Here is a 25,449-nt window from a genome sequence, read left to right as displayed (position 1 = left end):
GGTGTCCGGCTGTTGAGGCCGTCAGCTTCAACCCTGTCCCTGGAGGTTTCTCAGGCGGGTCGGGAGGTCCCACGCCTTGACGAGGGCGGCGACCCCCGGGGGGACCAGGTGCTCCCAGGGCTCGCCGGCGGCCATGCGCGATCGCACCTCGGCGGCGCTGATCCCCTTTTCCTCGGGCCGCACCTCCCACAGGACGTGAGTCTCCAGGCCGAGGGAGCGGAAGTACTCCAGTTTCTTGCGCCCCCAGTCGTCGTAGATAGAGAGGAAGAAGACCGCGTCGGCGGGGGTGTAGTAGCGGTAGAGCTCGGGCAGGTTGATGGGCAGGGGCACCACCGAGAACTCGGCGGGGCCGACCCCGGCTTCTTCCAGGGTCCGGCGCACCAGGAGCAGGCGCTCGAAGTAGGTCAGGGGGTTGGCCAGGGCGCTGCTGCGCTTGGGGTCGGCCTCCTCCTTCCGGGTGTGGGTCGGGTCGGGGTTGGTGATGCCGACCACCAGGTGGTCGCAGATGGCCTTGCCGGCCAGCAGGTAGCGCAGGTGGTCGTTGTGCAGCACCTGGAAGCGGCCGTGGATGACCCCGGTGGGGTAGGGCGGGCTCATTGGCCGGGCTCCTCGAGGCGGAAGGGCTGGAAGTCGCCGGGCCAGTAGGGCTGGTCGATCGGGGTGTCCATGATGCCCGCCAGCTTGGCCCGTTCCAGGTGGTTGAGAACGAGGTACATGAACTCGCGGCCGCGGACGAAACCGATGGCCCCGGCGGCGGCAGCCACCTCGTCGTAGCGCGCGACGGCGTCGCGGCGCACCCCGCGGCCGTGCAGCAGCAGAGGGACCGGTTCGCCCGAGTGGATCAGGGGTCCGCCGCTGGGGGTGGAGTGGTCGGCGGTGACGATCAGCAGCAGGTCGGGGTCGGCCAGCAGGTCGGGAAGGACCCTGCCGATGCCCTCGTCGAAGGCCTCGATGACCGCCTTCTTTGCCGCGGGATTCTTGCGGTGGGCGGCCTCGTCCGCCGCCTTGGTGTGGACGTGGACGAAGTCGTAGTCGGGCAGCTTTTCCCGGGCCAGCTCCAGGCGCGCGGCCAGGTCCGCGCCGGGGGCGGCGCTGTCTTTCGCCTGGACCAGGTCGAGGCCGAGAAAGCGGGAGATGCCCCAGTAGACGATGCCGGAGGAGAGCGACAGGCCGCGCAGCCCGTTGCGCTCGGCGAAGGAGGGGACGTTCTTCAGGCGGCCGGCGCGCTGGGTGACGAGGCCGTTGACCGGGTGCCGCCCCTGCGCGGCGCGCTCGGCATTGACCGGGTGCGCCTGCAGGCGGCGATGGGCCCAGACCAGATACTCCTTCAGGGCCCGGGCGGTGTTCCGCGCGGCGGGGTCTTCCCGGTGCGTCTGCCAAGGCAGGACTTCGGGCAGGGGCACCCTCTCCATCATCAGGTTGGTGTCGGTGACGTAGGGGGCCACCTCGCCGCTCAGGGTCAGGACCCCGAAGAGCCCTTTGGTCCGGTGGAAGCGGATTCGGACGCCGCCGGTCTCGTACGTGGCGACGGCCGCGATGAGGGCCTCGGCCTCCCCGGCTGACGCCTCCGGCAGGTCCCGGTCAAGGATCAGGGTTCCACTCTCCTCGTGCACCCCGACCAGGTGGACGAGGAGGGCGACTTCGCCTGGCTGCAGGTCGACCCCGCCGCCGAGGGCCTCGAGAGCTCCTCGGCCGGGGAACTCTTCCGGGCTGAAGCCGAACATGGCGAAGTGGGCGTTCTCGCTCGGCAGGGCCTGGCCGAGGGCGGCGGCATGGTAGAGGCCATTGCCCCCCGCGGCCGCGAGGCGGTCGAGGTTCGGGGTGGCGGCCGCCTGCAGGGGGGTCAGCCCCCCGAGTTCTTCGTAGGCGCGGTCGCCCAGGCCATCGAGCAGGATGAGAATGCACTTGTCCGGCACAGGTTCCTCCGAGTGGATTTCGATCGGCCGATGGTAGCACATCGTCGGGGCGGATCAAGGGCAAATTCCCGGCGGCGTGTCCCTCTTTGGCAAAGAAAAGGGCGCCGCAGGGGGCGCCGATTGCAACATCCAGGAGGTCCGGGTTCCGGGCGGGCAGGTTTCCGCCTCGGTAATTTAGTGATTTTGGAAGAATTTCGGAGAATTGCTGTCTCGGTCCGAGTTTGATGAAGCACGGGGTCTCGCCCCCGCGGGCGTTTCAGCTGCGGCGAAAGGGGGGCGGGCCTTCCTTTTCCCTGGCGGCCTCAGTAGGTTACGTAGAGTCCGGCCACGAGGGAGTCGACGCTGTCCTCGCTTGTCCCGCTGAGGTTCCGGTCGGCGCTGAAGCCCTCGTAGCCGACCTTGATGTTCGCGTTGTGTCCCTTGAGGAAGTAGGAGAGGCCGACCCGCAGGGCGTTGAAGCTCCCCAGGTCGCCGGGACCGTCGCTGCTCCATTGCTCGTACAACACCCAGGGCTGCCAGTTGCTGATGAAGTAGCCGGCCTGGATATAGTAGCCGTCGCCCTGGGCCTGCCTGGCGTCGCGGAAGCTGGCGCCGTCGCCGTTGAAGTTGAGCCGGGCGGCGTCGTCCAGGTCGAGGTCGATCCAGGCAGTCTCCAGGGTCAGGGCGCCGGGGCCGAGGGGGAGGTCGGCGAAGGCGTCCACCGTCCACATGGCGTAGTCCGCGTTCTTCCCCGTGGCCAGGTCGACGGCCACGTCGTTCTGGAGATCGTAGGTGGCGCCGAAGCCGAGGGTCCTTTTCCCCCCCAGGTAGGTGGAGAGGTTGTAGTACTTGGGCTCGGCGTCGAAGAGGTTGAACTGGACCCGGGCGGCGTAGCGCTCGCTGTCCTCGTCCCCTTCCTGGACTCCGTCGTAGACCCCGAGGTAGTACTTGAAGTGCAGGGTGTCGGTGATAGAATCACTTCCAAACAGGGTGGCGCCGACATCGCGGGCCAGGTTGTCGGCACGCAGGCCGGCGTCGCTGTCATCGTAGTTGGTGTTGGTAAAGCCGTACTTGGCGCGGGTGCCCCAGGAGAGGTTCTTGTTGACGATCGCCGGACGGTCGACCGCCATCAGGGCGCCTGAACTCGTCAGGTTCTGGCGCAGGGAGGCGGCCATGTTCTCGCCGACGATGATGTTGGTCAGTTTGTGGGCCTTGAGGGTGACATAGGCGTCGATCAGGCGCACGTCGCCGCCGACGCCGCCGTCGTCGTCGGCGAATTCGCTCTGCAGGAAGATGGAGACCCGGTCGGTGACGTCGGCTCCGAGGCGCAGTCGGGCCCGGCGGACGATAAAGTCGTCGAAATCCTCGAAGTCTCCCCCTCCGTCCAGGTCCTTCTCGGTGCTGAAGTATTGGGCCTGAAGGCGGAAGCCGAGGTCGATCACGGCGTCGTCGCCTATTTCGATTTTGGCCCCCGCCTGCGCCGGGGCTGCGGCGAGCAGGGGCAGGGCCAGGAGGGCGAGACTCCAGAAAAACAGTTTTCGGCGCATGGGGAACCTCCTTGGGCAGGGTATCGGTCGCCCCCGGCTGGGCGGCAGAATATCAGAAAACGGTTCTTTAAAACCCCATCACGATCTTTTGGATGCCGGAAACGGAGCTGCAGAGAATAAGCCATGGATGAGCGAACCGGGAACTCCGCATTCTCGGAGTCTCGGCGTTTTGGCCTTTGAATGGAATGTGAATTCAAAAAAGAAACCTTATCAGGAGTCCGCCATATTGCAAATAGGCAAGGGTCATTAGACACTTAGCCCCTCCCGGTGCGAAGGAGAGACAATGGCAGAGGTCCTTTCCGGGCTCCTTTTTGTTTAACTTCGGGGGCTGTTTTTCCGAAAAGAGGGGAGCGCCCCTCTGTCGGAGGACGTCGCCCGGCCTGGGGGTAGGGGAATTTATCTAGAGCAAAAAATATAAAAAAGTTGAGTTTTTTCCCGGTCCGGTTTTTACTTGACCTTGCCTGGTGGCAACGATACAAGGATGGATGATTTACAAAAAAGTCCAGGGAGGGACGAACATGCACAAAGTCAAAAGGGGGGTGTTGCTGCCCCTGTCGGTATTTCTGGCATTTTTCCTGTCGCTGCCGGCATGGGGCCAGGAGGCCCTCGTCGTCGCCGGTTCCGGCGATTCTCAGGAACTGCTCCGCAAAATCGCCGAGGCCTTCGAGGAGGCCCACCCCGGCGTCCGGGTCGAGGTCCCGGAAAGCGTCGGCTCCAGCGGGGGGATAAGGGCCCTGGATCGCGGCGAATGCGACCTGGCCCGGGTGGCCCGGCCCCTGGACGAAAAGGAACAGGCCCCCGGGATCCACAGCAGGGTCTTTGCCTATTCCCCGGTGGTGGTCGCCGCCAACCTTCCTGCCCGCTGCGTCGACAACCTGACCCCGGAGCAGGTCGTGGCGGTCTATTCGGGCAAGGTCACCACCTGGGCCGGACTCGGCCCCTGCCCCGACCACAAGATCTACGTGGCCAACCGTGAGGCGGGGGACTCCTCCCGCTCGGTTCTGGAGGCGTCGCTTCCGGGATTCGGCGATATCGACGACCCGGTCGGCAAGACCCTTTTTTCCGCCCCCGAGGCGGTGGAGGTGCTCCGCCGCTATCCCTTCACCATCGGTTACCTTTCGAGTGCCATGGTTCCCGGCCCCAGTCTGACGGTCTTTTCCATCGACGGGCGCAGCCCGACCCCGGAGCAGGTGGGCAACGGCACCTATCCCCTGGTCAGCCCCTTCGGCCTGGTCTGGAAGGGGGAGCTGTCCGGCCTGAAAAGAGTCTTTGTCGAGTTCCTGTACGGACCGGCGGCCCGGACCATCATCCTCTCCCACGGCGCCATTCCCGCCGCATCTCTTCCAGGGTCACGGTAGGAGGGCGAAAGGGTGTTCATGCTTCGCAGCCTCAAATCGAAAATCCTTCTTGCCGAAATTGTCCCGATCCTGCTGGTGGTGTTTGTCCTCGGCGTGCTCGCCGATCGGTTCATTGAGCGGGCCCTCCTCGATGCCAAGGAGGACCAGATGCACGCGGCCGTGGCCGGCCTGGTCCAGGATGTGGAGCACTATCTCCGGAGCCTGAGCGAGATGGTGGAAGGCATCGACCTGACCGACTATCACCGCACCGCCCGGGCGGAGCCCCTGGCCCGGCAGTTCGCCCGGCTGCAGAATAATCTGCAGGTGCTGTGCCTTCTCGACGCCGACGGGCGGGAGGAGATTCGGGTGGCCGGAGGGCAAAGTTCCCGGGAACTGAGAGATCACGGCGAGTCGCCGGTCCTCCCCGAGGCGATGCAACATCCCAACGAGGTGGTGTTTTCCTCTATCCGCGTTCACTCCGGCCTCGAGGCGCCCCATTTCCACCTCGCCCTGGCCCGCTACGGCTACTTCGGCGACGAGTTTCACGGCGTTCTCTGGGCCGATGTGACCGTGGCCAGTATGGTGGAGCGGTTTCTTGCCGAAGTGCCGGTGGACAAGGGGATTATCAGCCTGGTCGATGCCCAGGGGCGGCTTCTCTACCACTCCGAAACCGGTTACGCTGGGGAGCCGGCCGCGGCCGGGGGGCCCGAGGGAAGGCGCCTCCTGGAGGAGGCCCGGGGGCTCCGGGCCGGTTTCGGCCGCGGGGTTCTGCAGGGTATCGACGGGTTCGTGGCCCATGCCCCGGTGGAGAAGCTCGGTTTCTCGGTCCTGCTCACCGTGCCGAGCTCCGATTTCCTGGCGGCCTCCAGGGACCTGCAGACCCTCGTTCTCCTGCTTTGCCTCGTCGCCCTGGCCGGCGGGACCGTTCTGGCCCTGCTCCTGGGGCGCAACTTTACCCGCGACCTGCTGCGCATCGGGCGTCACGTCGAGCTGGTGGCCGAGGGGGACCTGGGCCAGAGGCTCCGTATCGGTTCGGGGGACGAGCTTCAGAGACTGGCCGTCTCCATCAATGCCATGACCGAGAATCTGCAGCACTCTTTGTCGCGGGAACGGTAGCTGAACGAGATGCTCCAGTCGATCGTCGATCCCCTCCTCGTCGGGGACTGCTTCGGCCGCATCAGCGCGGTGAACGATGCCGCTGCGGCCCTGGTTGGCCGCCGCAGGGACGACCTGCTGCAGCGCAACCTGGCCGAGTTGTTCAACGACGACCTGTTCAGTGGGGGCGGGGACGAGCCGCTCCTGGCCCACGGGGCCATGCGGGATGTCGAGTGCCGACTGACCGGGGCCGACGGCGAGAAGATTCCGGTGCTCCTCTCCTGCTCCTCGTACAAGGGGGAGGACGGCGAGTGTGCGGGGGTGGTGGCCATTGTCAAAGACATCACCGAGCGCTACCTGGCCGAGAAGGAGAAGGAGCGGCTCGCCTATTACGACAGCCTCACCGGGCTGCCCAACCGTTTGCTGCTCGGCGACCGCATCGAACAAGCTCTGGCCCGGGCCAAGCGGGAGGAACACTGCTCGGCGATTCTGTTCCTCGACCTCGACCAGTTCAAGGTGGTCAACGACACCCTCGGCCATCATGCGGGGGACCAGCTCCTGCGGGTGGCTGCCGAGCGGCTGAAAGGGTGCATCCGTCGCAGCGATACCCTGGCGCGCATCGGCGGGGACGAGTTCGTGGTGATGCTCTCCCACGTCAAGGCGCCTGAGGACGCCTCGGTGCTGGCAGAGAAGATTTTCCAGAGGTTGGCCCGACCTTTCGATGTCCAGGGGCAGGAGATCTACACCGGGGCCAGCATCGGCATCGCCCTTTACCCCCAGGACGGCGCAGACACCTATCAGCTGTTGAAGAGCGCGGATATGGCCATGTACCAGGCCAAGGCCAAGGGGCGAGGCGGGTTAGAATTCTTCTCCGCCGAGCTGAACGAAAAGGCCCAGAAACGCCTGGAGATGGAGAATCGCCTGCGCAGGGCCGTTCAGGAAGGGCACTTCGTGCTCCATTTTCAGAAGCGGGTCGATGTGCGGAGCGGCGCTTTTATGGGCGCAGAGGCCCTGGTCCGGTGGCTCGACCCCGAGCGGGGCCTGGTGCCGCCCCTCGACTTCATTCCCCTGTCCGAGGAGAACGGTCTCATCATCCCCATCGGGGAGTGGGTTCTGCGCCAGGCCTGCCGCCAGGGCAGGGAGTGGCAGGAGACGGGCTTGTCCATCGGCCGGATATCGGTGAACATCTCGAGCCGGCAGATTCATCACGGGGGCTTCGACGCGACGGTGGCCGCAGCCCTGGAGGAGAGCGGCCTGCCGGCCGAGTGCCTGGAGCTGGAGCTCACCGAGAGCATCCTGGTCGATCCTGACGAGGAGGCTCTGCGGACTCTGAGTCGGCTCAAGGAGATGGGGGTGACCCTCTCCATCGACGATTTCGGCACAGGCTACTCCTCCCTGGCTTACCTGAAGCGCTTTCCCGTGGACGTGCTCAAGATCGACCGCTCCTTCGTCAAGGACCTGCCCGAGGACGGCGACAGCGCGGCAATCGTCAAGTCGATGGTGAGCCTCGGCCACAACCTCGGCCTGAAGGTCGTCGCCGAAGGGGTGGAGTCGGCGGAGCAGAAGGCCTTCCTGCAGCAGCAGCAGTGCCACGAAATCCAGGGTTTTTTCTACGGCCGCCCGGTGCCGGCCGAAGAGCTGGCGCGGGAGATGGGGCAGGGGGGCTCATAAGCGGCGCCCAGCTAGCGTTGAACCGGGCCCTCGGGAGAAAAAGACAAAAGCCGCCCCAGGCCGGGGCGGCTTTTGTCTTTTCTGTCTGCTGGTTAGGGCAGGGACCGTCCCCCCCGCCGTCTCCGGCTACTTTTGAGGCAGTTCGAGGCCGCCGAGGAAGATATAGGTCGCGACGAAGGGCATCTTCAGTTTGAGCGTACCGGCCGCCATGACCGCCTTGCCCAGCTCGGGGGTCAGCTTTTCGCTGGCCAGGGCCGCATCGAGAGCGGCGGAGAACCTCTCCAGGGCCTGCCCGGTGGCATCGACCATGCCGTAATACTTCTTCATTTCCCCGGCGGAGAAGCCCCACAGGCCGGTATCGACCGGGCATTTCTCGACCTTGCTCCAGGCTTTTTCAGCCGCATCGCGGGTTTCGGCCAGCTCGGCGAGGAGGGCCGGGGTCAGCTTGCCGCCCGAAGCCTTCAGGGACAAAACGATGTGCTCCATCGGGCCGTGGTAGGCGGTCATCTGGTCGGCTATGAACTTGGGGAAGCCGTTGTGGCCACGCAGTTCGCCCATGTTGGCCCGTACCGCCTCGAGGGCCTCGTGGGCCTGCAGCAGGCTCTTTGTGTTGACCAGCTCGAGAGCCTCGTCCACGGCGGGATCGATGACGGCGAAGTAGGCACCCCAGTTGGCATAGTCTGGGCGGTAAAACTCGTACTTGTCAGCGAAGAGCGTCCACGCCTTCTTGAACTTGGCGGTGGCCATCATGGCCGGCTTGGCGGCTACCTCCCCCTGGTTGGTGTAGAAGAGGGCGGGGATGTAGACCTTCTCCAGGGCCACGAAGTCCTTCAGCAGTTCGTCATCCTTGGCGCTCGCCGTTCCCGCGACCAGGCCGACGCCCATCAGTGCCATCAACAGCAGATTCAACAACGTTTTCATGCAACTTCTCCCTTTTTCGGTGCTTCCCTCTCGGGGAAAGATGGATTCTTCCGGGATGCCCGCTCCTGCAGACGCCGTTCCGGAAGAAGAGTGCCGGGGCAAATGCCCCATGAAATACGGGGATATCCATTCAGCAATTTGTGTACCGAATAATGTAGGTTCGAAGTATCGTTTTTGCAAAAGCGTATGGGTGAATTTGTCGGTTTGGCAAAATATTGACTAAAAACTATGTGGTTGGCCTTTGGGAAAATTAAAGTCGAAAAATCGGCCAAATGATCCAGTTGAAAAGCTCTTCTTCTTGAATGTATCAATTCGGGTGGGTATGCACTATTTTGTGGGGGAAATGCCCCGGGCGTTTTCCGGGACCTTTCGTCTGGTCAGTCGGGACGGAAACGGCTATCTTTATTAGGACTTATTGAATCGCTATCGGGAGGAAAATCATGAGCAAGACAATCGCCATACTGACCGGAGGGGGCGACTGCCCGGGGCTTAACGCGGTTCTCCGCGGCGTGGTGCGGGCCGCCGTTTTGCAACGGGGCTGGCGGGTTGTGGGGATCGAGGACGGCTTCGACGGCCTGGTCGAGGGGCCGCGGACCGTGGAGCTCGACTCGGCTGCGGTCCGGGGCATACTGCATCGGGGGGGGACGATCCTCGGAACCAGCAATCGGGGCAACCCCTTCGCCTTCCCGGTTCGCGAGGGGGGCGAGACCAGGTTGGTCGACGTCTCGGCGCGGGTGGTGGAGAACTTCCGCAGCATCGGGGCCGAGGCCCTCATCGCCGTCGGCGGGGACGGCACTCTGAAGATCGCCCGCCGGCTCAATGAGCTGGGGGTCCCCGTCGTCGGAGTGCCTAAAACCATCGACAACGATCTCAGGAAGACCGACGTTACCTTCGGTTTCAGCACCGCCGTCGATATCGTCACCGAGGCTCTCGACCGCCTGCACACCACCGCCGAGAGCCACGACCGGGCCCTGGTGGTCGAGGTCATGGGGCGCGACGCCGGCTGGATCGCCCTGGAGGCGGGGATCGCCGGAGGGGCCGACGTGATCCTGATCCCGGAGATCCCCTTCGACCTGAAGAAGGTCTGCGACGCCATCTCCCGGCGCTGCCGGCGGGGACGCCATTTCTCCATCGTCGTCGTTTCCGAGGGGGCCTTCCCGGCGGGGGGCTCCAAGGTCCTGCAGCTGAACGCCAAGCAGAATTTCGGCGTGGAGCGGCTCGGCGGGGTCGGACACTTCGTGGCCGGGGAGATCAGCCAGTGCCTCGATATGGAAAGCCGCACCGTGGTCCTCGGCCATGTCCAGCGCGGCGGCACCCCTTCGGCCTTGGATCGGATTCTCGCTTCGCGCTTCGGTGTCGAGGCGGTGGCGATGATCGAGCGGGGCGACTTCGGCCGGGCGGTCGCCCTGCGGGGGCGCTCCCTGGTGACCGTGGAGATCGAGGAAGCGGTGGCCGGCCTCAAGCGGATCGACCCCGCGGGCGAGTTGATCAAAACCGCCACCGAACTGGGGATCAGTTTCGGAAACTAGGGGAGGCGGAAAAGGTCGGGAAAAAAGAAAAGGCCCCGCGTTCGCAAACGCGGGGCCTTCTGATTTCTGGTGCCCAGGGACAGAATCGAACTGCCGACACGAGGATTTTCAGTCCTCTGCTCTACCGACTGAGCTACCTGGGCGAACAGGAAGTCACCTTATAGCTAAAAGCTTGGGGGCTGTCAAGAAAAAATCCGCCTCCTGGGGGCTTCGGGTCGCTTCGTGGGGCGGGTTGCGTTGCGAGGAACCTTTTTGTCGGTTAAACTGTACCTTCTTCACTCTGCGGTAATGAAAGAAGATTTGTTCGAAAGGTTCGCCATGCCCAATGCCGCCAGCGATGAGACGCAGGTCGTGCCCTTTGCGGTCAGGGACTGCGCCCTGATCACCATCGCTTCCGGCCTGAAGGCTCAGAACCTTCGGGAGCTTTGCGCCGGCCTGCAGAACGCGCCCCCCGGGAGCGTTTACCACCACTTCTGGGGGCGCTTGCTCCGGTCCCAGTTCGACGAGCCCGAGTACAACAACGATTTTGCATCCTGGGTCTATCACGGTCTGCACGACAAGCCCCTGGCGGAGCGGCTGAGCATGGTCGTTCCGATCGACTTCGCCGACATGGAGGGCCTGCGCCAGGAGCTGGTCGAGGTGGTGGAGGAGCGATTGGACGAGAGCGAAATGGTCCCCTGGGCCAAGGCCGACCAGCAGTTCCATTTTCTCCATTCCCAGATCGTGATCTTCGATACCGGCCTGCGCTTCGGCCATCCCTCCGACATGGTCCCTTATCTTCCGACTCTGCCGACCGGCAGCATCTACTATCACTTCATCGACGCCCGCAGTCGCTCCGACTGCCACTGCGACGATTTCAGCGCCTGGCTGCAGGGCTTCGGCGAGGAGTTTCAGCCCCTGCTCAACCGCCTGCAGCGGGTCGACCCCTATTTCTCGTCCCTGAAGGAGATCCGCAACATCGTGACCGGGATTTTTCAGCATTTCTTCGAGGAAAGACATTGATGGACGTGCCGGTGGAGGAGTCCCTGCGCAATCTGATCGAGGAATACACCGCGGTGACCAGCCGCGGCGTCATTCAGAACCTCGAGCAGCTGGCGGCGCCGCTGAAGGGGGCCAAGGTGGTGCACGTGAACTCCACCCGCGAGGGGGGCGGGGTGGCGGAGATCCTGCAGAAACTGATCCCCTTCAAGCAGGCCCTCGGCATCGACGCCCGCTGGGAGGTCATCACCGGCGAGGGTCCCTTTTACCAGTGCACAAAGGGCTTCCACAACGCACTGCAGGGAAGCAAGGTCGGCATTCCGGAGAACCTGCTCGAAGGGTACGAGGCGACCAACGCCCGCAACGCCGAGAGGCTGCGTCCCGTCCTGGAGGAAGCGGACTACGTCTTCATCCACGACCCCCAGCCGGCGCCCCTGCTGGCCTATTGCCCGGGTCGCAAGGGGAGGTGGATCTGGCGCTTCCACATCGACGCCAGCCACCCCTATCGTCCGGTGTGGAAATACCTGAAGAAGTGGGTGGCCCCCTACGATGCGAGCATCTTTTCTCTGCCCGAGTTCGCCCAGCCCCTCGACCATCCCCAGTACATCATCGCCCCGAGCATCGATCCGCTGAGCGAGAAGAACCGCGACCTGTCCGCCGAGGAGGTGAAGGAGGTTTTCGACCGCTTCGGGTTCGATCCCGACCTGCCGATGATCCTGCAGGTCTCTCGCTACGATCGGTTCAAGGATCCCCTCGGGGTCATCGAGGCCTACAAGCTCGCCAGCAAGCTCACCCCCCTGCAACTTGTTCTCGCCGGGGGCGGGGCGAGCGACGACCCGGAAGGCGAGGCGGTGCTCAGTGAGGTCCACCGGGCCGCCGAGGGCGACCCCAACATCCACGTGCTGCTCCTGCCGGCCGATGCCCACCGCACCATCAACGCCCTGCAGCGGGCGGCCGACATCGTCCTGCAGAAGTCGGTACGCGAGGGTTTCGGCCTCACCGTGGCCGAGGGGATGTGGAAAGGCAAGCCGGTCATCGGCGGCGACACCGGGGGCATCCGCCTGCAGGTGATTAATCACTATACCGGATTCCTGGTGCAGACGCCGGAAGGTGCCGCCCTGCGCATCCGTTACCTCCTCCATCGGCGGGACATGCTCGAGGAGATCGGGGAGCGGGCCCGGCGCTTCGTTCGGGACAACTACCTCATCACCCGCCACCTGCGCGAGTACCTGACCCTGATGCTGGGACTGCACGACGGCCAGCGCGAGCGCATCGAGGTCGGGCTGTGAGTGGGGAGGGCATTCCGGAGTCGTTCTGGGACCGTCTGCGGCGCTCCGGCAGGAGGGCCCTGCTGCTCGACTACGACGGTACCCTGGCCCCTTTTCAGGTCGACCGGGACCGGGCCTGTCCCTATCCGGGGGTCCGGCAGGTCCTCGACGCCATCCTTTCCGAAGGCCGATGCCGACTCGTCGTGGTCAGCGGCCGGCCCGCCGAGGACGTGGTGTCTCTCCTGGGGCTCTCCCGCGCCCCGGAGGTCTGGGGCTGCCACGGTTGGGAGCGGTTGCTGCCGGAGGTCGGCCTGCAGCGTGGGGATCTGCCCGAGCCCGCGACCCGCGCCCTGAAGCAGGCGCGGGCCTGGGCCGAGGAGCGGGGGTACGGGGAGCGATGCGAGGTCAAGCCCGTCACGGTGGCTTTTCACTGGCGGGGCCTGGATGCCGGGGTCGTTGCCGCCCTGCGCGCGGAGGTCTCGGGGGTCTGGGGTCCCCTCGCGAAGCGGGGGGGGCTGGAGCTGCACCCCTTCGACGGCGGGCTGGAGCTGCGCTGTTCGGGGCGGGACAAGGGCTACGCGGTGCGCCGGGTCCTCGCCGAACTCGGGGCGAACGCGGCGGTGGCCTATCTGGGGGACGACCTGACGGACGAGGATGCCTTTGTCGCTCTTCGGGGGCGGGGCTTGGGGGTGCTGGTGCGGGATGAACCCCGTTCCACCGCCGCCGAGGCGCACCTTGCGCCTCCGGGCGAGTTGCTGGAGTTTCTGGAGAACTGGCGGGACGTCTGCCGGGAGAATGAATTGGAGTGATGATGGAGGGAAGCGAAAAACGCCTGGTGGTGGTCTCCAACCGGTTGCCCATCGTAATCGGCCAGGAGGAGGAGCAATGGACCATTACCCCCGGTTCGGGCGGATTGGTGACGGCCCTGACCCCGCTCATGAAGAGCAGCCGGGGGATGTGGATCGGCTGGCCCGGCTGCGGGGAAGAGGCGCCCCTGCAGGAGTTGTTCGATGACTTCGGCCGCGAGCAGGGCTACCGGCTTGGGGCCGTGCCCCTTTCCGAAGAGGAGGTGGAGAGGTATTACCAGGGCTTTTCCAACGAAGCCCTCTGGCCCCTGTTCCATGGCCTGCTTGGATTCTGTCGTTTCAGCCTCGAAAACTGGCAGACCTACCGGGAGGTGAACCGACGCTTCGCCGAGGTGGTCGCAGCGGAGAGTCCCCCAGGCTCGGACGACGTCATCTGGGTTCATGATTATCAGCTCGCCCTGGTCGGCGCAGGGCTGCGGGAGCTGGGGGCGGACCAGGCTCTCGGCTTCTTCCTCCACATTCCCTTCCCCTCCCTCGACCTGTACCGGCGCCTGCCCTGGAAGACGGAGATCCTTCGGGCCCTTCTGGAATACGACCTGATCGGGTTCCAGACCCTGCGCTACTGGCGCAATTTCGTCCAGTGCGTGACCGCCCTCGTCCCCGGGGTGGAGGTGCTGGCCCGGCAGCGCAACCAGACCCTGCTCAACGTGGGGGGACGGCAGGTGAAGGTGGGCCATTTCCCCATCAGCATCGATTTTAACGAATTCCACCAGGAGGCCCAGTCCCGGAATGTGGCCGAGGCGGCCTGGTACCTGCACGAGAACCTGGAGGGGCGTCAGCTGGTCCTGGGGGTCGATCGCCTCGATTACACCAAGGGGATTCCCGAGCGCTTTCTGGCCTTCGAGCGGGCCCTGGAGAAGTACCCCGATCTGCGTCAGAAGGTCTCTCTGGTCCAGGTGGTGGTGCCGAGCCGGACCCTGGTTCCCGACTACCAGAACCTCAAGGAGCTGCTCGACCAGACCGCCGGAAGGATCAACGCCCGCTTCGCCGAGTCGGGCTGGATGCCCATCCACTATCTGTTTCGCAGCCTCGATCGCACCCAGCTGCTGGCCCACTACCGCACCTCGGAAATCGCCCTCATCACCCCCCTGCGCGACGGCATGAACCTGGTGGCCAAGGAGTACTGCGCCGCATCGGTCGATCACAACGGGGTGCTGGTCCTCAGCGAGTTCGCCGGGGCCGCCGACCAGCTCGGCAGGGGGGCGCTGCTGGTCAACCCCTATGACATCGACGGCACCGCCGATGCCATCTATCGGGCCTTCTCCATGGAGCCGGAGGAGCGCCGGCGGCGCATGGAGCAGCTGCAGGGCCAGGTTCGCCGCAACGATGTCCACCGCTGGATGAGGCGCTTCCTCGACACCCTGGGCGGCCGGCGGCCGAGAGATTGAGGGCAATTGGTGCTTGCTTTTTGTCCGGTTATTTGTTAGTAAAGAAAAACAAATTCACTTTTGGGATCTTTTGATGCGCTTCTTTTTCGCCAGCTTTAGCAGCTTTTACTTTTGGTACGGCTTTTATTTTGGGTCGTCTGCCCGGGGTGAAAGTCTGTCGGCGTAAAGAAGAAGGATCACATCGCCAGATCAGGCAACCACGGGCAGACCTATTCCGGGTCTTCCGTGGTTTTTTCGTTTTGGATCGATGAATGAAAGGGCCGCCGGGGATACCGGGCGGCCCGTTTTGTTTAGAACCGTCCACCCATATCGATCCAGGAGGAGCTAAACCATGATCATCGTTATGCAGCAGGGGGCCAGCAAGGAAGAACTGGCCGAGGTCAAGAAGCAGATCCGCGAGTTGGGCTACACGCCCCACGTCATCCACGGCGAAACCCGCAACGTCGTCGGCGCGGTCGGCGACGAGCGGGGCAAGGCCGTCCTTCAGGCCCTCGAGTCGTTGCCGGGGGTCGAGAGCGTGGTGCCGATCCTCAAACCCTTCAAGCTGGCCAGCCGGGAGGTGAAGCCCGAGCCGAGCGCGGTGGAGATCGCCCCCGGACTGGCGGTCGGCGGCGACGAGCTGATCGTCATGGCCGGGCCCTGCTCGGTGGAGAGCGAAGAGCAGATCGTCGAGACCGCGCGGGCGGTCAAGGCGGCCGGGGCCCAGGTTCTGCGCGGCGGGGCCTTCAAGCCCCGCACCAGCCCCTACTCCTTCCAGGGGATGGAGGAGGAGGGCCTCAAGCTCCTCGACCTGGCCCGCCGGGAGACGGGCCTGCCCATCGTCACCGAGGTGGTCAACCCCCGCGACGTGGAGCTGGTGGCCCGCTACGCCGACGTCATGCAGGTCGGGGCGCGCAACACCCAGAACTTCGCCCTGCTCAAGATGCTCGGCCAGCTCGACAAGCCGATCCTCCTCAAGCGGGGGATGGCGACGACCATTCAGGAGTTCCTGATGAGCGCCGAGTACATCCTCTCCGAGGGCAACCAGAAGGTCATCCTCTGCGAGCGGGGCATCCGCACCTTCGAGACCGCCACCCGCAACACCCTCGACATCTCGGCGGTACCGGTCCTCAAGGCGCAGACCCACCTGCCGGTGATCATCGACCCCTCCCACGCCACCGGCCACGCCCACCTCGTCGCGCCCATGTGCTACGCCAGCGTGGCCGCCGGCGCCGACGGCCTCATCGTCGAGGTCCACCCCCAGCCGGAAAAGGCCTCCAGCGACGGGGCCCAGTCCCTGCGCCCCGAAGACTTCGCGGCGATGATGCGCAAGCTGGCCGAGTTCGCCGCGGTCTCCGGTAAGACCCTGCGGTTGCCCGAGGGGGCTTGACCGCCCTGCCCGGTGTCGGGTAGGGTTTCAGCTATCAGCTATCAGCTATCAGCTATCAGCTATCAGCTATCAGCTATCAGCTATCAGCTATCAGCGAAAAGGAGTCCCCATGTTCCTCATCCCCCTCAACCAGATCGAGAGCGTCGATCTGGTCATTCATGCCCTGCGGGCCGCAGGGGGCGAGGCCGACTGCACGGTCTGTCCCGCCCGCAAGGTTTGCACCAAACAGTGCCTGACCATCGCCGAGTCCGTTACCAGGATGGTCGGGGACGGGACCCTGCCCCATTTCGGCTCGGAGGACGAGCCATCCGAAATTCCCGACGGGGGAGAAAAGGAAGAGGCGAAGCCGGAAGAAAAGAAGGGGCCCAGCCTGAGGGTGGTCAAGTAACGACCTTCTCCCGGGTGCATCCTCCCAGGCGCAGGGGGGGCGGGTATGCCTAAAATGCCTATTCGTACATAGAAGCCTCCGGGTCTTTGCAACCCGGGGGTTTCTTTTTTTGTGCGCCAGGCATGGCGCAGGGGGGGGTAGTGTCAAGTCGTTATTCTTTTATTGTTTTTTGGGTCCTGTTTGCCGGCGAGTATAGTAGTCAACGCAATTGGCCACTTTCTCCTGGTTAATAGATCAACTCTCCACTGTCTCGACCATCTTTTGTCCTTCGCCCTTTTTGCCTTGCACATCGCTCAAAAATGCACAAAATTCTGGTCATTTCGTTAATTGCTGAAGTCAGGCGTTGCCACCATTTTTTCAATAAATGTTGAATCCACGCCATGGCAACAGGAAGGTGCCTGGGCATTTAATGTTGTCAATATCATTATGGTGTGATAACAAGAAGTGACGGTTTGGTGAGTGGTAATGGCCTTCTGTTTTTCAACCATTGGGTGCCTTCCCTCTCTCAAAATGGCAAATTTTTATCCTTTCGTCCATGGTAACTCCAAGTTGCAAGTGCACCACCCCGAGCTTCATCGAAGACCTCCTGGGGTGTCTGGTATCCAAGACACTTTCGAGGGCGGTATGTGAAAATTTCGGCGACCACAAAAAAGCCCAGAAGGCAAAGGTGCACTTTTTCATCGCAAACGGTTGGCCCCATCCCCCCATCAAAGTAATAACAGTGACCCTTTAAGATTTAACAGCGACAAATGCCTAAGTTTCCGATTTCTATTTCGGTCGCTATTAAACTCTTATTTGTCTTCCGCGGTTGATATTATGATGGTCTTTGCTAGGTACTTATTTTTTTCCTGTTTATCATTCCTGGTAATAATTGGCTGTTCGCCGGATTAATACACCATACTTTAAACATATTCACGGAGGACTCTATGTACTTTTTCCCACATATTCCCAAGAGTGGTGGGACAACAATTAAGGAATTGTTTTATGATGCTTTTTGCTTTAAGGACTGCATAAAGGTCTGGGATCCAAATTTTGGGGCTGACATTGATGGGTCTGGGTTTGCCTCTTTGCCCTTGGAGTATTTTTCAGGTAAAAAAGCAATAATTGGCCATCTATCTTTTCGTGACATGTTGAAAAATCCTTACATGGCCAGTCTACACAAAAGGGGCCATATAAAGCCAGTAACTGTCATCAGGGATCCGATAGAGCGAATTATAAGTGAAAGAAATTATAAATGTGCAATGACAAACCATCCATACCATAAAAGTACTTTGTCAAAGCCTCCAATAACAGACATAATGGAGCGGAAGGAAAATTTTCAAGTACAGTTTTTGCGTGAGGTTGACGACGAACCTGTTCGCTCGATTGTGAATAGGATGGAATGTTTTGCTATAAAAGGCTCTGAAGAGAAATTGAGAATTTGGCTTCAAAGAGAAACCAACAAAGAAATAAAAATTATTACACCTAAAAACGTAACACAAGAGAAGTTCCCAAACTATACCCCGTTAGATAAAAGCTTTCTGAGCAAGGAGGAGTTGAAGATTTTATATCAGAAGCATGAGGAGGACTTCCGATTGTATCGCTTAGCAAAGTAGAGTTGAGTCGTTTTATGAAATATTTTCAACTAAATCATGTTGTATTGTTGGGCTTTTCCAATGCCCAGGGATGCACATGTTCGCAGAAGAGAAACCGGCCGGCTACCACCCGCGCACACCGCAGCAGTCGCCTATCTGGACGCTGCACGACCGGCATTGTGGCAGTTTCGAGGGGCAGTACCAATAGCGGTTCGCCAGATCATACGGCTTCTTCCGGTTGGTCGTCAGAGATGTCGTCAAGGATTATCTCAAGTGCGGCGACCTGCGTGAAGGTTTTGCCCGCGTTCGCTGTCCCGATTGTCGCCATGGTACCTACTCGCCTTCAGCTGCCGGGGGCGCTGGTTCTGCCCCAGCTGTCACAGCAAAAAGGGGATCCAGTTTGGCTAGCACCTGAAGGATGTCATCCTTCACCCTGTCCCTCACCGGCAGTACTTCTTCAGCATCCCCATCATTTTGCGACCTGATTTCAAGTACGACCGCCAGTTGCTAAGCAGGCTCTGCCTCTGCGCCAATATGTGTCTCCTTTCCTTTTTCCAAACGGTGCTCGGTGTTAAAGGGGGGGGGCATCGGGGCTGTGACTGGTGCGGTATTACGGATGGTATTACAACCGGGCACGGGGGGATCGGCTACTGCGAAACTTGAAAGGGGTGTTGAGGCGGGTGAAGGGTTTCTGTCCGATCCCCCGGTGGAGGCTTTAGGCGTCGCGGAGCATAAGCCGCGACGGATTCCTTTAAAGGTCTGGCGCGAATGCATCAAGAAGGTCTGGGAGGTCGATCCGCTGGCGTGTCCGCACTGTGGGGCTGAGATGGAAATCGTCAGCTTCATCAACGAAGCGGTGGTGATTCGGCGGATATTGGAACACCTCGGGTTCTGGACGAAGGTCAAGCCGGTGACCCGGCCACCCGGCGCCGATGGTCGGATGCGATTATTCTGCCTCTCAGCCGTCGCGACGCTGCCGCCCGATGCCGCCGGCCGGTTCGCACCGCTCTGCGGAGGGGGCAGAAGAGGCATGGAGAAAGGCAAAAAAGGGGTTCCTCCCCGTCCCCTCCTGCGATCACCCGAGACCTCTATCATGGCCCGGAACTGATGAAGATTGACGGATTAAAAAGATATGTGCTAAAAAGATGACCTGCTCTAATCGGCCCTGAAAGACGACTCAAGGGCCTTTATATGCTGAAGTCGCTTGGATCAGGGAACCGGTACTGGTTTTGGCGGCTTTTTTTCGATTTGTGAGGGCAAAGGGAACGCTTTGACCCGGCCAGCGGGTGGCCGGCGAAGCCCGCTCCCTGCCGAACCGCACCGAGAGAACCGAGGGGGGAGATCCACAATGAAACGAATGGCCAAGGGCATCCTGTTCACCCTGATCCTCACCGCCGTGATGGCCGGCGCATCCCACGCCGCCATCCCGGCCGCCGACCGGGAGGCGCTCATCGCCCTCTACAACAGCACCGGCGGGGACAACTGGACCAACAACAGCGGCTGGAAGGACGGACCGCTGGAGGCCGACGGGTTCGCGGCGGTCGGCTCGGAATGCACCTGGTTCGGCATCATGTGCTATGGAACCAGCCAGGTCAGCCAGATCTCCATGAGCAGAAACAATCTCGTCGGGCCCATTCCGGTCGAAATCACAGACCTGGCGCAACTCCAGCACATAAGGCTCGACTACAACAACCTCACCGGGGCGATCCCGCCCCAGATCTCTGCCCTGTCAAATTTAAGGTCCTTGGACCTCTACTACAACCAGCTGACCGGCCCCATCCCGCCGGAGGTAGGGGCGATCACCAACCTGACCCGCCTGCACTTGGGATGGAACGACTTCGGAGGCTCGATCCCCCCGGAACTGGGTAACCTGGTCAACCTGCAATGGCTTGACCTCTATAAATGCCAATTGTCCGGAGACGTCCCCTCCGAGTTGACGAATCTTTCCCAACTCCACCACCTGAACCTTGCCCAAAACGGTCTGACCGGAAGCGTCAACTTCCTAACGGCATACCCTCTGCTGCGGTACACAAATCTTAACTACAACCAATTCTCCGGGACCATTCCTCCCGGGTTGGGCTCCCTGAGCGACCTTACACATCTCGATCTTCACTCCAACAAGCTCACCGGTGCCATCCCTCCGGAACTGGTGAACCTGTCCGGCCTGACTTACTTGAATCTGGGCCACAACCAGCTAAACGGACACATCCCCCAGGCACTGGGGAACATGCCGGGCCTCACCTACCTGTTCCTCGACAATAACAAGTTGAGCGGCGAGATCCCCCCGGAACTGGGGAACCTCCCTGCATTGAAGAGCCTGTCCCTTTCCAAGAACCAGCTCATGGGCGCCATTCCCAAAGAGTTGGGCAACCTCCTCTCCCTCAATCAGCTCAACGTGCACGCCAACCAATTAAAAGGGGAAATGCCCTACGAGCTGTCAAACCTGACCGGTCTGACGTTCCTGCAGATCCACTGGAATGCCCTTTACACCTCAAACCCTCTTCTCAAAGAGTTCGTCGATACACATTCCCAGAGCGGATGGCTTGATGCGCAGGCTCTGCCACCTGAGAACTTCGGGGTGTCCAACCAGACGGAAAATTCCGTCTCTTTGACATGGTCCCATATCCCCTACCAGTGGGGGCAAAAGGGCTACGAGCTGTACTTCGCAACGGCCGAGGAGGGGCCCTACACCCTTGTTGACACCCTCCGGTATTCCTCTAAAACCGTTGACAACCTCGATCCTGCCACCACCTACTACTTCCGCCTGCGCAGCTTTACCGACAGCAACCCGTACAACCAGAATCGGGTTGTCAGCGACTTCGCACCCGTCGTCACAGCCAGCACCGCCGGCACCCGCGACATCGAGGTCGCGCCCCTGTCCCACGACTTCGGCCTCGTCGGCAGTGGGTCGGCGGCCTCGCAGGTCTTCACGGTCTCCAACGTCGGCACCGCCGACCTGACCCTCCTCGGCATCGACTTCGGCGGGGCAAGCAGTAGCGACATGGCCTTCGTCTCCCCACCGGCCCTCCCCCTCCTTCTGGCAGCCGGGGCCAGCGCTCAGTTCGAGGTCGGCTATGCGCCCACCACAACCGGAGCCGCCTCGGCCACCGTCGTCGTCTCCAGCGACGACCCGGACGAGGGCACGCTCGAGATCACCCTGAGCGGGACGGGCCTTTTCGATCCCCCCGCCGCCGACGCCGGCCTGGACCAGACCGTTCACGTCGGCTCCCCGGTGCTCCTCGACGGGTCCGGCTCCAGCGATCCCGACGGCGCCTACCCCCTGAGCTACTCCTGGCAGATGGTCAGCCAGCCGGCCGGCAGCACCGCCGCCCTGGCCGCCGCGGACACGGTCAGCCCGTCCTTCACCCCCGACGTCGTCGGCGACTACACGGTCGAACTGATCGTCACCGACAGCATGGGACTGGTCAGCGCGAGCGCGGACCAGGTCGTGCTGAGCACCTACAACTCGGCGCCGGTCGCCGACGCCGGCGCGGACCAGGCCGTCACCCTGACCGGAACGCTGGTCACCCTCGACGCGACCCAGAGCTACGACGACGACGGCGACGCCTTCTCGGTCCTCTGGAGCATCGCCGCCAAACCGGCTGGCAGCGCGGCGACCCTCTCCGACCAGGCCTCGCCGACCCCCCAGTTCGTCGCGGACGCCCACGGCGATTACCTCTTCTCGCTCGTCGCGACGGACGTCTTCGGCGCCGAAAGCGCCCCGGCCACGGTCACCGTCTCCTTCGCCAACCTCCCCCCCGTGGCCGATGCCGGTGTGAACCAGTCCGGAGAGCTCGGGGAGACCATCTACCTGGACGGCACGGGTAGCTCCGACGCCAACAACGACCCGCTGACCTTCAGCTGGAGCTTTGCCTCGCTGCCGGACGGCAGCGGCGCCCTGCTCGGCGATCCGCTCTCCTCCCAGCCGAGCTTCACGGCGGACCAGCCCGGGCTCTACGTGGTGAGCCTGGCCGTCAGCGACGGCTCGGACAGCGCCACGAGCAACATCGAAGTGCTGATCGTGGACAGCCCGGCGACGGTCTCCGAGGTCCTGGACACGGCGATCGAGACCATCAACGAACTGGACCCCGCCAGCTTCAGCAACGGCAACCAGCAGAACACCATGACCAAGAAGATGGCCGTCGTCATCGGGATGGTCGAGGATGCCTACGCCGACGTCGACGCGGGGCTCTTCGCCGAGGCGCTGAGCAAGCTCGAGAACGACGTGCTGAAAAAGACCGACGGCTGCGCCACCAAGGGCGCCCCGGACAAGAACGACTGGATCATGGACTGCACCGACCAGGGCCTGGTCTATCCCATCATCATCGATGCGGTCGACAGGCTGCAGGCCCTGCTGTAGGATTGAAACGTAGCGATAAAAAGGCCCCGCCTCCCGGGAGGCGGGGCCTTTTTGCTTTTTCTCGGGCACCGGGCCAACCGGGTCTCCCTGCCCAGGCGCCCGCGCCGGTGGAGAGATCGGCTCTATTTTTTCCACCAACCGCGCTTCATCGGGGATCTCGCCGGTCTGCTTTTTCGAATAGGCCAGCGTTCCGTCCACGACGACCTCGAACACCCCCCGCTCGACTCGATCAACTGGACCTCCGCAGCCATCGCCCTCTGGACGAAGGTCAAGCCGGTGACCCGACCATCGCCGGCGCCGATGGTCGGATGCGATTATTCTGCCTATGAGCCTGTCGATGGCGGCTGGGGCGGTTATGAAGAGCCGTGCATTCGGTTGATTTGAATAGGATGGGAGGGAGGTTGCGGCGGAAGTGTGGTCGGAATAGGCTCTCAGGGCCTGGATTTTGAGGCTTTTGGGAGGGTTGTTTGCCGGGCGGGGGGGCGTTTGGGGGATGCTTGAGTTGACAGCCCTAATGAATGAGTAGTAAAAGTTGTGGGTCGAAGGGGGGGCGGCGAAGCGGCCCATTTCAGGCGCCTGCGGCGCCGACCCCGAAAAAGCAGATTCCTATCACCCTCTCGGCGCCAGGCGCGGAGCCTCCGTGTAGACGATCACCGCCTTCAGCAGGGAGGCGCTGTGACCCAGTTGCGCGTAGGCCTCCTCTTCTGTCGGAAGCCGCTTCTCGGCCCTGATCCTCTCTCCCAGTTCCCTGGCCAGGTTCGCCACCCGGGCCACCTCGCGCGCCAGATCCGCCTCGGATCGCACCGTCACCGGGTAGGTCTCGATCCGGCCGGGGCGCTCCAGGATGCCGGCATCGACCATTCCGTCGATCTTCGCGTGGTTCTTCCTGTTGAAGGCGTCGTACTCGGTGTTGTGCAACGGCATCGAGAGGTCGCCGAGGTAGTGGGCGGCGAATCCCAGGTGGTATTCGCCGTACTTCCCCTCGGCTTTCGCACCCATGTAGTCCCGGACCGAGGCGAGGATGGCCCCGTAGAGGTGGCCGCGCGGCTCGATCGTGTTGTAGCGACCCGCCTGGCGAAGGACGGCCTCGGCGGTGACGACCGTCCCGGTCCGGTTGTTGACGTAGTGGTTGTGCTGCTCGGTCAGCCCGGCCTTGAGCTTCGCCATGTCCGCGCCGGTGGCGTTGTACCACTTGGCGTAGCCCGCGGCCCTGGCGACGGCGAGGTGGGTTTCGTCGTGCCAGGCGGCCGAGTCGACCGCCCAGAAACAGACGCAGAGCGCAAGGATTGTGGCACTTAGCCTGGACAATTATTTTCTCCCGAGGTTTTCCCCAACGGACCAGAAATGCCTCCGCATTTCCGACTTGTGATGGGGACGGTTTCTGAAGATTCATCTTAGAACAAGCAGATCTGTTTGCGAATACCTTTTCTTGATGTCCCCCGCCGCAGGAGGGTCATTGATCCCACCTGGAAAAGGGGGCCGCCGGGGGGCGGTTTTCTCCGGCTGGCAGAGCGCGCAAATTCAGCCGTTTACGGCGTTGACAGGGGGGGGCAAAAGGTCTAAGATTCTCGCTTCTGAAAAAGATGGCGCCGCCTTGCCCGGTGCCAGGACCACCTTTTGACAGGAGCGCCCATGAAGGTCCTCATTACCGACGAAATTTCCCAGGAAGGGCTCCAGCCCCTCCTTGACGACCCCCGCGTGGCCGTCGATGTCCGCCTCGGCCTGCCGGTGGAGGAACTCCACCAGATCATCGGCGGCTACGAGGCGATCATCACCCGCAGCGGCACCCGGATCGACACCGCCCTGCTCGAGCACGCCGCCAGCCTCAAGATCGTGGCCCGCGCCGGGGTCGGCATCGACAACGTCGACGTCGAGAGCGCCAGCAACAAGGGGATCATCGTCGTCAACGCCCCCTTCGGCAACGTCAACTCGGCGGCCGAGCACACCATGGCGATCCTTCTCTCTCTCTGTCGCAACGTCACCGTCGCCAACGCCAGCCTCAAGGGCGGCGACTGGAAGCGCGCCCCCTTTACCGGCTCGGAGCTGAAGGGCAAGACCATCGGCGTGATCGGCCTCGGCAAGGTCGGCGGCCGGGTCGCCCGGCGCTCCAAGGCCTTCGAGGCCGAGGTCATCACCTGCGACCCGTACATCTCGGAGAAGCGCGCCGAGGATTTCGGGGTCAAGCTGGTCAGCCTCGACGACATCGTGCGCTACTCCGACATCATCACCGTTCACACCCCCCTCAACCAGGAGACCCGGGGGATGATCTCCGGGGACCATTTCGAGCGGATGAAGGACGGGGTGATCGTCGTCAACTGCGCCCGTGGCGGCATTATCGAAGAGGCGGCGATGCTCGCCGCCCTGGAGAGCGGCAAGGTGGCCGGCGCGGCCTTCGACGTCTGGAGCGAGGAGCCGCCCAGTTCCGAGGTCCTCAAAAAGCTCATCGGCCACCCGCGCATGCTGGTGACCCCCCACCTGGGGGCCAACACCTTCGAGGCCCAGAAGAACGTGGCGGTCGACGTCAGCCGGGAGATCATCAACTACCTCGACGGGCGGCCCATGGAAAACGCCGTCAATATTCCCAAGTTCGACCCCGACCTGATGGACCACATGAAGCCCTTTATGGGCCTGGTGAGCAAGATCGGGGAGTTCGTCGCCCAGCTCGCGCCCCCCAATCCCGCCAAGGCCATCTTCGCCTACAACGGCAAGATCGCCCGTTACGACTGCGCCCCCCTGACGGTCTGCGGCCTGGCCGCCCTGCTCAACCGGCAGACCGAGCAGGAGGTCAACATGGTCAACGCCCGCCTGGTGGCCAAGACCATGGGCCTCGCCGTGGAGGAGGTGCGCACCACCGAGTCGGAGTCCTTCTCCAGCCTGGTCACGGTCACCGTCGAGACCCCCGAGGGGCGGCGCACCATCGCCGGTACCCTCTTCGAGGGAATCCCCAAGATCGTCAAGATGCGCGATTTCCAGACCGACTTCACCCCCGAGGAGCATATGCTGGTGATCAGCTACGCCGACCGGCCGGGCCTGCTCGGCAAGATCGGCACCATCCTCGGGGAGGCCAGCGTCAACATCGGCAACATGAGCCTGGGGCGGCGGGCCAAGGCGGGCGAGGCGATGGTGGTCCTCTCCCTCGACACCCCCGCCGACGAGGCGACCCTGGATCGGATCGCCAAGGCGGTCGACTCCCATTTCATCAAGGCGGTGCAGATGCGCTGAGACCGGGCAAGCTGTAAGCTGTAAGTTGTCGGATCGAGAAA

General features: G+C 62.8%; 19 protein-coding genes, 1 tRNA gene and 1 pseudogene. 14 read left to right on the top strand and 7 right to left on the bottom strand.

Translation table 11 applies throughout. The features are described from left to right. Positions 1–27 precede the first annotated feature (27 nt). The 3 genes from C0617_RS12115 to C0617_RS12105 all read right to left on the bottom strand — a co-directional run bounded on the left by C0617_RS12115 (position 28) and on the right by C0617_RS12105 (position 3,442). Positions 28–597: a nicotinate-nucleotide adenylyltransferase gene (locus C0617_RS12115; RefSeq protein WP_291317291.1), complete on the bottom strand. Its 570-nt coding sequence runs from the start codon at positions 595–597 to the stop codon at positions 28–30. Further along, positions 594–1,916 (bottom strand): alkaline phosphatase family protein, encoded by a 1,323-nt coding sequence (locus tag C0617_RS12110; protein WP_291317290.1) that lies wholly within the window; start codon positions 1,914–1,916, stop codon positions 594–596. Before C0617_RS12110 ends, C0617_RS12115 begins: the two co-directional genes overlap by 4 nt. Positions 1,917–2,218: 302 nt before the next feature. Continuing rightward, positions 2,219–3,442 carry a porin gene (locus C0617_RS12105; protein WP_291317289.1) on the bottom strand — a complete coding sequence of 408 codons (1,224 nt, stop codon included), beginning with the start codon at positions 3,440–3,442 and terminating at the stop codon, positions 2,219–2,221. 518 nt (positions 3,443–3,960) lie between these two features. Between C0617_RS12105 and C0617_RS12100 the strand changes: the two genes are divergently transcribed. The 3 genes from C0617_RS12100 to C0617_RS12090 are packed head-to-tail and all read left to right on the top strand — an operon-like array spanning position 3,961 to position 7,545. Beyond that, positions 3,961–4,800: a substrate-binding domain-containing protein gene (locus C0617_RS12100; RefSeq protein WP_291317288.1), complete on the top strand. Its 840-nt coding sequence runs from the start codon at positions 3,961–3,963 to the stop codon at positions 4,798–4,800. Positions 4,801–4,818: 18 nt separating this feature from the next. Continuing rightward, positions 4,819–5,895, top strand: coding sequence for a HAMP domain-containing protein (locus C0617_RS12095; RefSeq protein WP_291317470.1), 1,077 nt, complete (start codon positions 4,819–4,821; stop codon positions 5,893–5,895). 9 nt (positions 5,896–5,904) lie between these two features. Next, positions 5,905–7,545 (top strand): GGDEF and EAL domain-containing protein, encoded by a 1,641-nt coding sequence (locus C0617_RS12090; RefSeq protein WP_291317287.1) that lies wholly within the window; start codon positions 5,905–5,907, stop codon positions 7,543–7,545. Positions 7,546–7,671: 126 nt separating this feature from the next. Here C0617_RS12090 and C0617_RS12085 read toward each other — a convergent pair whose 3' ends face one another. Next, positions 7,672–8,466, bottom strand: coding sequence for a hypothetical protein (locus tag C0617_RS12085; RefSeq protein WP_291317286.1), 795 nt, complete (start codon positions 8,464–8,466; stop codon positions 7,672–7,674). A gap of 440 nt (positions 8,467–8,906) precedes the next feature. On the opposite strand from C0617_RS12085, the gene C0617_RS12080 reads away from it, so the two are divergent. Beyond that, positions 8,907–9,995 (top strand): 6-phosphofructokinase, encoded by a 1,089-nt coding sequence (locus tag C0617_RS12080; RefSeq protein ID WP_291317285.1) that lies wholly within the window; start codon positions 8,907–8,909, stop codon positions 9,993–9,995. Between the two features lie 67 nt (positions 9,996–10,062). On the opposite strand, the gene C0617_RS12075 is transcribed toward C0617_RS12080, so the two are convergent. Continuing rightward, positions 10,063–10,138, bottom strand: a tRNA-Phe gene (locus tag C0617_RS12075). A 157-nt stretch (positions 10,139–10,295) separates the two neighbouring features. Between C0617_RS12075 and C0617_RS12070 the strand changes: the two genes are divergently transcribed. The 9 genes from C0617_RS12070 to C0617_RS12030 all read left to right on the top strand — a co-directional run bounded on the left by C0617_RS12070 (position 10,296) and on the right by C0617_RS12030 (position 22,186). Further along, positions 10,296–10,997, top strand: a complete 702-nt coding sequence (locus C0617_RS12070; protein ID WP_291317284.1) for a DUF5752 family protein — start codon at positions 10,296–10,298, stop codon at positions 10,995–10,997. Beyond that, entirely contained in the window at positions 10,997–12,262 is a 1,266-nt protein-coding gene (locus C0617_RS12065) for a glycosyltransferase (RefSeq protein WP_291317283.1), read from the top strand. The genes C0617_RS12070 and C0617_RS12065 overlap by 1 nt, the downstream gene beginning before the upstream one ends. Further along, on the top strand, positions 12,259–13,050 hold the full coding sequence (gene otsB, locus C0617_RS12060) for a trehalose-phosphatase (protein ID WP_291317282.1): 792 nt from the start codon (positions 12,259–12,261) through the stop codon (positions 13,048–13,050). The genes C0617_RS12065 and otsB overlap by 4 nt, the downstream gene beginning before the upstream one ends. Continuing rightward, positions 13,050–14,495, top strand: coding sequence for a trehalose-6-phosphate synthase (locus C0617_RS12055; protein ID WP_291317281.1), 1,446 nt, complete (start codon positions 13,050–13,052; stop codon positions 14,493–14,495). The genes otsB and C0617_RS12055 overlap by 1 nt, the downstream gene beginning before the upstream one ends. 331 nt (positions 14,496–14,826) lie before the next feature. Then, on the top strand, positions 14,827–15,864 hold the full coding sequence (aroF, locus tag C0617_RS12050) for a 3-deoxy-7-phosphoheptulonate synthase (protein WP_291317280.1): 1,038 nt from the start codon (positions 14,827–14,829) through the stop codon (positions 15,862–15,864). Between the two features lie 109 nt (positions 15,865–15,973). Next, on the top strand, positions 15,974–16,252 hold the full coding sequence (locus tag C0617_RS12045) for a hypothetical protein (protein WP_291317279.1): 279 nt from the start codon (positions 15,974–15,976) through the stop codon (positions 16,250–16,252). A 926-nt stretch (positions 16,253–17,178) separates the two neighbouring features. Then, entirely contained in the window at positions 17,179–17,847 is a 669-nt protein-coding gene (locus C0617_RS12040; RefSeq protein ID WP_291317278.1) for a sulfotransferase family 2 domain-containing protein, read from the top strand. A 574-nt stretch (positions 17,848–18,421) separates the two neighbouring features. Continuing rightward, the gene (locus C0617_RS12035; protein WP_291317277.1) at positions 18,422–18,934 is read left to right on the top strand and encodes a hypothetical protein; all 513 of its coding nucleotides are present in this window, start codon (positions 18,422–18,424) and stop codon (positions 18,932–18,934) included. A 240-nt stretch (positions 18,935–19,174) separates the two neighbouring features. Then, positions 19,175–22,186 carry a PKD domain-containing protein gene (locus C0617_RS12030; protein WP_291317276.1) on the top strand — a complete coding sequence of 1,004 codons (3,012 nt, stop codon included), beginning with the start codon at positions 19,175–19,177 and terminating at the stop codon, positions 22,184–22,186. Positions 22,187–22,354: 168 nt separating this feature from the next. Here the strand turns inward: C0617_RS12030 and C0617_RS17150 are convergent. Next, positions 22,355–22,753 (bottom strand): annotated as a pseudogene (locus C0617_RS17150) (hypothetical protein); the annotation flags it as partial. Positions 22,754–22,795: 42 nt separating this feature from the next. Then, a complete protein-coding gene (locus C0617_RS12020; protein WP_291317274.1) occupies positions 22,796–23,494 on the bottom strand; it encodes a hypothetical protein in 699 nt (232 codons plus the stop codon). Between the two features lie 324 nt (positions 23,495–23,818). Between C0617_RS12020 and serA the strand changes: the two genes are divergently transcribed. After that, positions 23,819–25,408 (top strand): phosphoglycerate dehydrogenase, encoded by a 1,590-nt coding sequence (serA, locus tag C0617_RS12015; RefSeq protein ID WP_291317273.1) that lies wholly within the window; start codon positions 23,819–23,821, stop codon positions 25,406–25,408. The last annotated feature ends 41 nt before the right edge of the window (positions 25,409–25,449 follow it).

It is taken from the genome of Desulfuromonas sp., from assembly GCF_002868845.1.
Lineage (GTDB): Bacteria > Desulfobacterota > Desulfuromonadia > Desulfuromonadales > BM501 > BM501.
The sequence above is the reverse complement of the archived record's forward strand: the minus strand, read 5'-3'. Positions and strand labels throughout refer to the sequence as shown.